The sequence below is a fragment of the Zhongshania sp. genome, assembly GCF_041623545.1.
In the GTDB taxonomy this organism is placed as follows: Bacteria; Pseudomonadota; Gammaproteobacteria; order Pseudomonadales; family Spongiibacteraceae; genus Spongiibacter.
In genome coordinates this window covers 1-4,560 of sequence record NZ_JBFJWS010000260.1, presented here as the reverse complement: position 1 = coordinate 4,560, position 4,560 = coordinate 1, and the positions used below count along the sequence as shown (strand labels likewise).

The window sequence follows — 4,560 nt, the reverse complement described above, 5'->3', positions numbered from 1 at the left end:
TTGGTATTGTTTGCCTCGGCGGCGAACGCCGAGCTTGTGGAGAGTAAATTAAGCCTACCCGGTAAATTGGGTTCGGCGGTGTTATACAGTGATTCGTCTAAAGCTGATCCGGGTCCAGCGGTAGTGGTTGTGCATGAATGGTGGGGTTTGAACGATTATGCCCGAGGCCGCGCGCAGCAGTTAGCTGAGGCGGGTTACACGGCCATTGCGGTGGATATGTATGGCAACGGAAAGAGCGCGGATCACCCGAAAGACGCCATGGCGTTTATGAATGCGGCGCTGGCCGAACCAGATAAAATGAATGCGCGCTTTGAGGCGGCTTTGGCGATTCTGCGTAAGCAGCCAAGCGTGGATGCCAGCAAGCTGTATGCGATTGGCTACTGTTTTGGTGGCGCTGTGGTGTTGAATCAGGCGCGTCGGGGCTTAGATTTGGCTGGGGTCGCGAGTTTTCATGGCAGTTTGGGCACCGAAACTAAAGCGAAGCCGGATACCATCAAGGCGAAGGTTTTAGTGGCGACCGGCGGCGCCGATCCAATGGTGCCGCCTGCGCAGGTAGGTGGCTTTGTTGAGGAAATGAGTGCCGCGGGGGTGGATTTACAATTGTTGAGTTTCCCCGGTGTTGTGCATAGCTTTACCAATCCAGGTTCGACGGCGATTGGTGGAAAAACCAAGATGCCCTTGGCTTATGACGCGAATGCTGACCGGGTAAGCTGGGAAGCACTAATGGCGATGCTAGCTGAGTAAATTTACGCTCGGCACGCCTCGCTGGCGTGCCGAGTTAGTTAAAAAGTGACTGCAGACTAAGAAAGCCAAATACGATCAGTGCTAAGGCAATAAGAATGTTACTGGCAATGCCAAATCGCTGTGTTTTAGCAATAATGCGATTGTTTAAGTACAGCAAGGTTAACGCAAGAAAAGGCATGAAAAACGCCCCAGTCACCGCGTAGAGCATCACCAGCCAAACTGGTTTGCCCAATAGTAATAACAGCATGGGTGGTAGTGCGAGATAGCCTAGAAAACTTCGATACGCCCAGCTTTTTTTGTCCGTTGCTGCGCTGTGTGATTCCGCCTTATTGCGGGCAGCTAATATATCGGCAAATAAATACGGCACGCCTTGCCAGACGCCAAGCATAGAACTAAATACCGCGGCCCAAACGCCGAGTAAAAATACCTCTCTAAACATCGGCGACAATGTGCGCCCTAATTCATCCGCCATCGCGATTAGAATTTGATTGCCTTGAACTGTGGCCGGCGCGGCCTTGGCGGCCAGTAACATAGTACCAATGCCGAATAGCGCAGTAATGGTATAGGCGACAATTAAATCGACTCGTGCCAAGGGCAGTGCGGTGCTGGTCTGCCAGCCTTTTTCTCGCATCCAATAGCCGTAGCACAGTAAGGTCACACTGCCGCCGACACCGCCAATGACGGCTAATACCATATTGCCATGGGAGTGGACGGCATCATCAATAAAGAATGTTTGCCGAAGATTAATGCCGGATAAGTCGAGGCTGGCAAGTGCGGCCATAACCGTGACGAACATTAAAAGAATCAACACTTTCATGGCTGATTCAAATACTGAATAACGGCCAAACAGCACCAGTAATACCGCGAGCAAGGAATGTAATACCGCCCAGCTAGTGATTGATAGTTGAGGGAGCAGTGCATTGGCCGCTAGCCCACAGGCGGCCATCAGGGCGGCGCCAACTAAAAATGCCCAAAGGAAAAGATATATTAGAAAATACGCGTTTACCCAGCGGGGTAAATGCGCCTGCCAGCCTTGTAGCACACTGTCGCCAGTGCTTAGTTGCCAGCGCGCTAAACCCTCGTTTAAGGCAAATTTTATTAACGCGCCAAAAACCACCGCCCAAATAATTTGTCCGCCAAGGCTGGCCCCGGACACTGCCGCAGCGACGAGGTCACCGGCACCAAGGCCGGTAGCGGCGACCACAAAGCCGGGGCCGATTAAACGCAGTTTTTTAAACAATTCCATTTTTGGCCTGAGTATTTGTAGTATGGCGTGGTCTTTAGGCTGAGTATGCCGATGAATTGCTACTTCGTCACGCCTGCGACTCGGTGTTTACTGCGTTGCGGCCGCGCTTTCATTACAATAGCGGGTATGAGTGATTCTATAGATACCCCAGATAAACCCTTACACCGCCTTAAAACCGGCGCATTTGCGCGCCGCTTCGAATTGTCTAAGCTGAGCCTGCGCTATGGCAGTCGCGCGCTGCGCCAAAATTTGCGGGAGCGCGTTAGCGGTGACGACGATGAGGCGTTAGCTAAGCGCCGCGAAAACATCGATTTTTTTGTCAGCGAGCTGGGCCGCTTAAAAGGCAGTGTGGTCAAAATTGGCCAGATGATGGCCACCTATGGCGATTATATGATGCCGCCGGAAGTTGCCGACGCCCTGCACAATCTTGAGGACAATACCCCGCCCATGGCTTGGGAGGTAATCGAAAAAGCACTGCACAAAGAGTTGGGGCCCGAGGCCTTGTCAGCCTTGGATATCGATCACCAGCCCTTGGCCGCGGCCTCCTTGGGCCAAGTGCATCGCGCCCGTTTGCGTGCGACGGGCGAGGCGCTGTGCATCAAGGTGCAGTACCCCGGTGTCGAAGACACCATCGATGCGGATTTTAATGCGGTGCTGCGCTTGTTGAAGGTGTCGCGCTTAATGTCGAGTACGCGCAATATTGACGATTGGTTTGGCGATATTCGGCTATTGCTACACAAAGAAGTGGACTATGAGCAGGAGCGCTCGGATCTGGATTTTGTTGGGGAATCCTTGGCTGGCGATGAGCGCTTCGTTGTGCCGAAAAGTTACCCCGAGTTTTCAACTCGCCGCGTATTGACCATGAGTTATGAGGCGGCTGAATCGGTTAACTCGGCTGCGGTGGCAGCATTGCCCCAAGCCCGTCGCGACCGCTTGGGCAGTGCGGTCTTAGATGTTTTTCTCACCGAATTGTTCGAGTGGCGGCGGATGCAGACCGACCCCAATTTTGGCAATTTTCGGGTGCGAATTGATACTAATGGCGAGTGCGATCAGCTATTGCTGCTGGATTTTGGTGCGATGCGGGTGTTGCCCGATACCTTTGCCAATGAATTTTGCGCGATGATGGTGGCGGCCTACCTGCGCGATAGGGAAACGTTTCTGGCAAAGTCGATCAGCCTAGGCTTTATGAAGGCCCACTTCCCGCAAACGGTACTCGATAATTTTGTCGATATTGGCATTGATATCGCCGAGCCACTGCGCACCCCTGATGAGCGTGTGCCGGCCAGTGCAATAAATGTCAGCGGCCAGTATCACTGGCGCCAGAGTGGCCTGCCCAAGCGGATTGCCAAACGTGCCGTAGCGGCGTCAATCAGCAAGTATTTTGCACTGCCGCCCAAGGATTTTCTGTATGTGATGCGTAAATTAATGGGTATTTACGCCTTAATATCACTGTTCGATGCACAGTTCACCGCGGATACCGCACTGCTTAAATATCTTCCCAAGGCGTCTACAACACTGTAGCGCTATAAAACCGACGCATAAAAAAGGCCGCTAAACGTAGCGGCCTAAAGTTTTGAGACTGAGTGAGTGTAATTCCTAAACTTCGAGTAGTTCTACGCCTGAAAAGTTCAATTGGATTACATCATTGATTGTGCAATACCTTCCACATCCAAGGTTAGCTCGACAATTTGTGAGGCTGGGCCAAGGTCAAAATCAATGCCAAAGTCCTTTAATGCGATTTGAGTAGTGCCGTGGAAGCCCTGACGGTAACCGCCCCAGGGGTCTTTACCGCCGCCGATTTCGCTCACAGCAATGGTGACAGGCTTGCTTACACCGTGCAGGGTCAAGGTGCCTTTTAACTCGGCTTTGCCCTCGCCCAGCGCCTTAAAGCTGCTGCTTTTAAAGGTGGCGGTGGGGTATTTGTCTACCGCGAGGAAATCCTTGCCGCGCAAGTGCTTGTCGCGCTCGGCGTGGTTGCTGTCGATGCTGGCGGTTTTGATGGTGACGTTTACCGACGAGGCTTCTGGTTTGGCGGGGTCATAATTAAAGCTACCTTCAAACTCATTGAAGCGACCATACAGCCAGCTGTATCCTAAGTGTTTGATTTTAAAGTTAATGAATGCATGAGCGCCGGCCGTATCGATTTTGTATTCGGTGGCCTGAAGCGCGCCACTAAAGCTGAGTAAAGCGGTAAATCCAATCGCGAGTAGACGTTTCATTTTTAGGCTTCCTTTTGGTTAATAGCGTGGTTGCTTGCTGATTTTGCGTCGCGGCCCAACATTTTCAGCAGGGTCGTGTCGCGGTTAATAAAGTGATGCTTCAAGGCGGCGAGAGCGTGAATGCTAGCGAGCACAATCAAGGCCCAGGCCAGTATTTCATGAATCTCACCGGCGATATCTTCCTGCTCTGGTAAATCGTGAATCGTGGCCGGCACGCTAAACCAGTTAAATACCTCGATCGCGCGACCATCGGCGGTAGAGATAAAGTAGCCGGCAATCATGAGGGTGAACATTAATCCGTATAGCGCAATATGGGTCAGGTGGGCCGTGATCCGCTCCCAGACTTTAAGC

Annotated in this window: 5 protein-coding genes; 2 read left to right on the top strand and 3 right to left on the bottom strand. The window is 52.1% G+C overall.

The annotated features are described in order from the left end of the window. Positions 1-744, top strand: a 744-nt coding sequence (locus ABYT30_RS15930) for a dienelactone hydrolase family protein (protein WP_373097472.1), incomplete at its 5' end; no start/stop codon positions are given. Positions 745-778: 34 nt separating this feature from the next. Here the strand turns inward: ABYT30_RS15930 and ABYT30_RS15925 are convergent. Continuing rightward, entirely contained in the window at positions 779-1,990 is a 1,212-nt protein-coding gene (locus tag ABYT30_RS15925) for an Nramp family divalent metal transporter (RefSeq protein WP_373097471.1), read from the bottom strand. A 126-nt stretch (positions 1,991-2,116) separates the two neighbouring features. Here ABYT30_RS15925 and ABYT30_RS15920 point away from each other — a divergent pair, with 126 nt between their 5' ends. Further along, a complete protein-coding gene (locus ABYT30_RS15920; RefSeq protein ID WP_373097470.1) occupies positions 2,117-3,511 on the top strand; it encodes an ABC1 kinase family protein in 1,395 nt (464 codons plus the stop codon). Between the two features lie 116 nt (positions 3,512-3,627). Here ABYT30_RS15920 and ABYT30_RS15915 read toward each other — a convergent pair whose 3' ends face one another. Together ABYT30_RS15915 and ABYT30_RS15910 are read right to left on the bottom strand one after the other, a co-directional pair. Next, positions 3,628-4,209: a YceI family protein gene (locus ABYT30_RS15915; RefSeq protein WP_373083628.1), complete on the bottom strand. Its 582-nt coding sequence runs from the start codon at positions 4,207-4,209 to the stop codon at positions 3,628-3,630. A gap of 2 nt (positions 4,210-4,211) precedes the next feature. Beyond that, positions 4,212-4,560: cytochrome b (locus ABYT30_RS15910; protein WP_373097469.1), on the bottom strand; the 349-nt coding region annotated here is incomplete at its 5' end.

Bases quoted from the DNA above. Each gene is read 5' to 3' on its own strand.
- ABYT30_RS15925 (WP_373097471.1), bottom strand. From the start codon at position 1,990: ATGGAATTGTTTAAAAAACTGCGTTTAATCGGCCCCGGCTTTGTGGTC.
- ABYT30_RS15920 (WP_373097470.1), top strand. From the start codon at position 2,117: ATGAGTGATTCTATAGATACCCCAGATAAACCCTTACACCGCCTTAAA.
- ABYT30_RS15915 (WP_373083628.1), bottom strand. From the start codon at position 4,209: ATGAAACGTCTACTCGCGATTGGATTTACCGCTTTACTCAGCTTTAGT.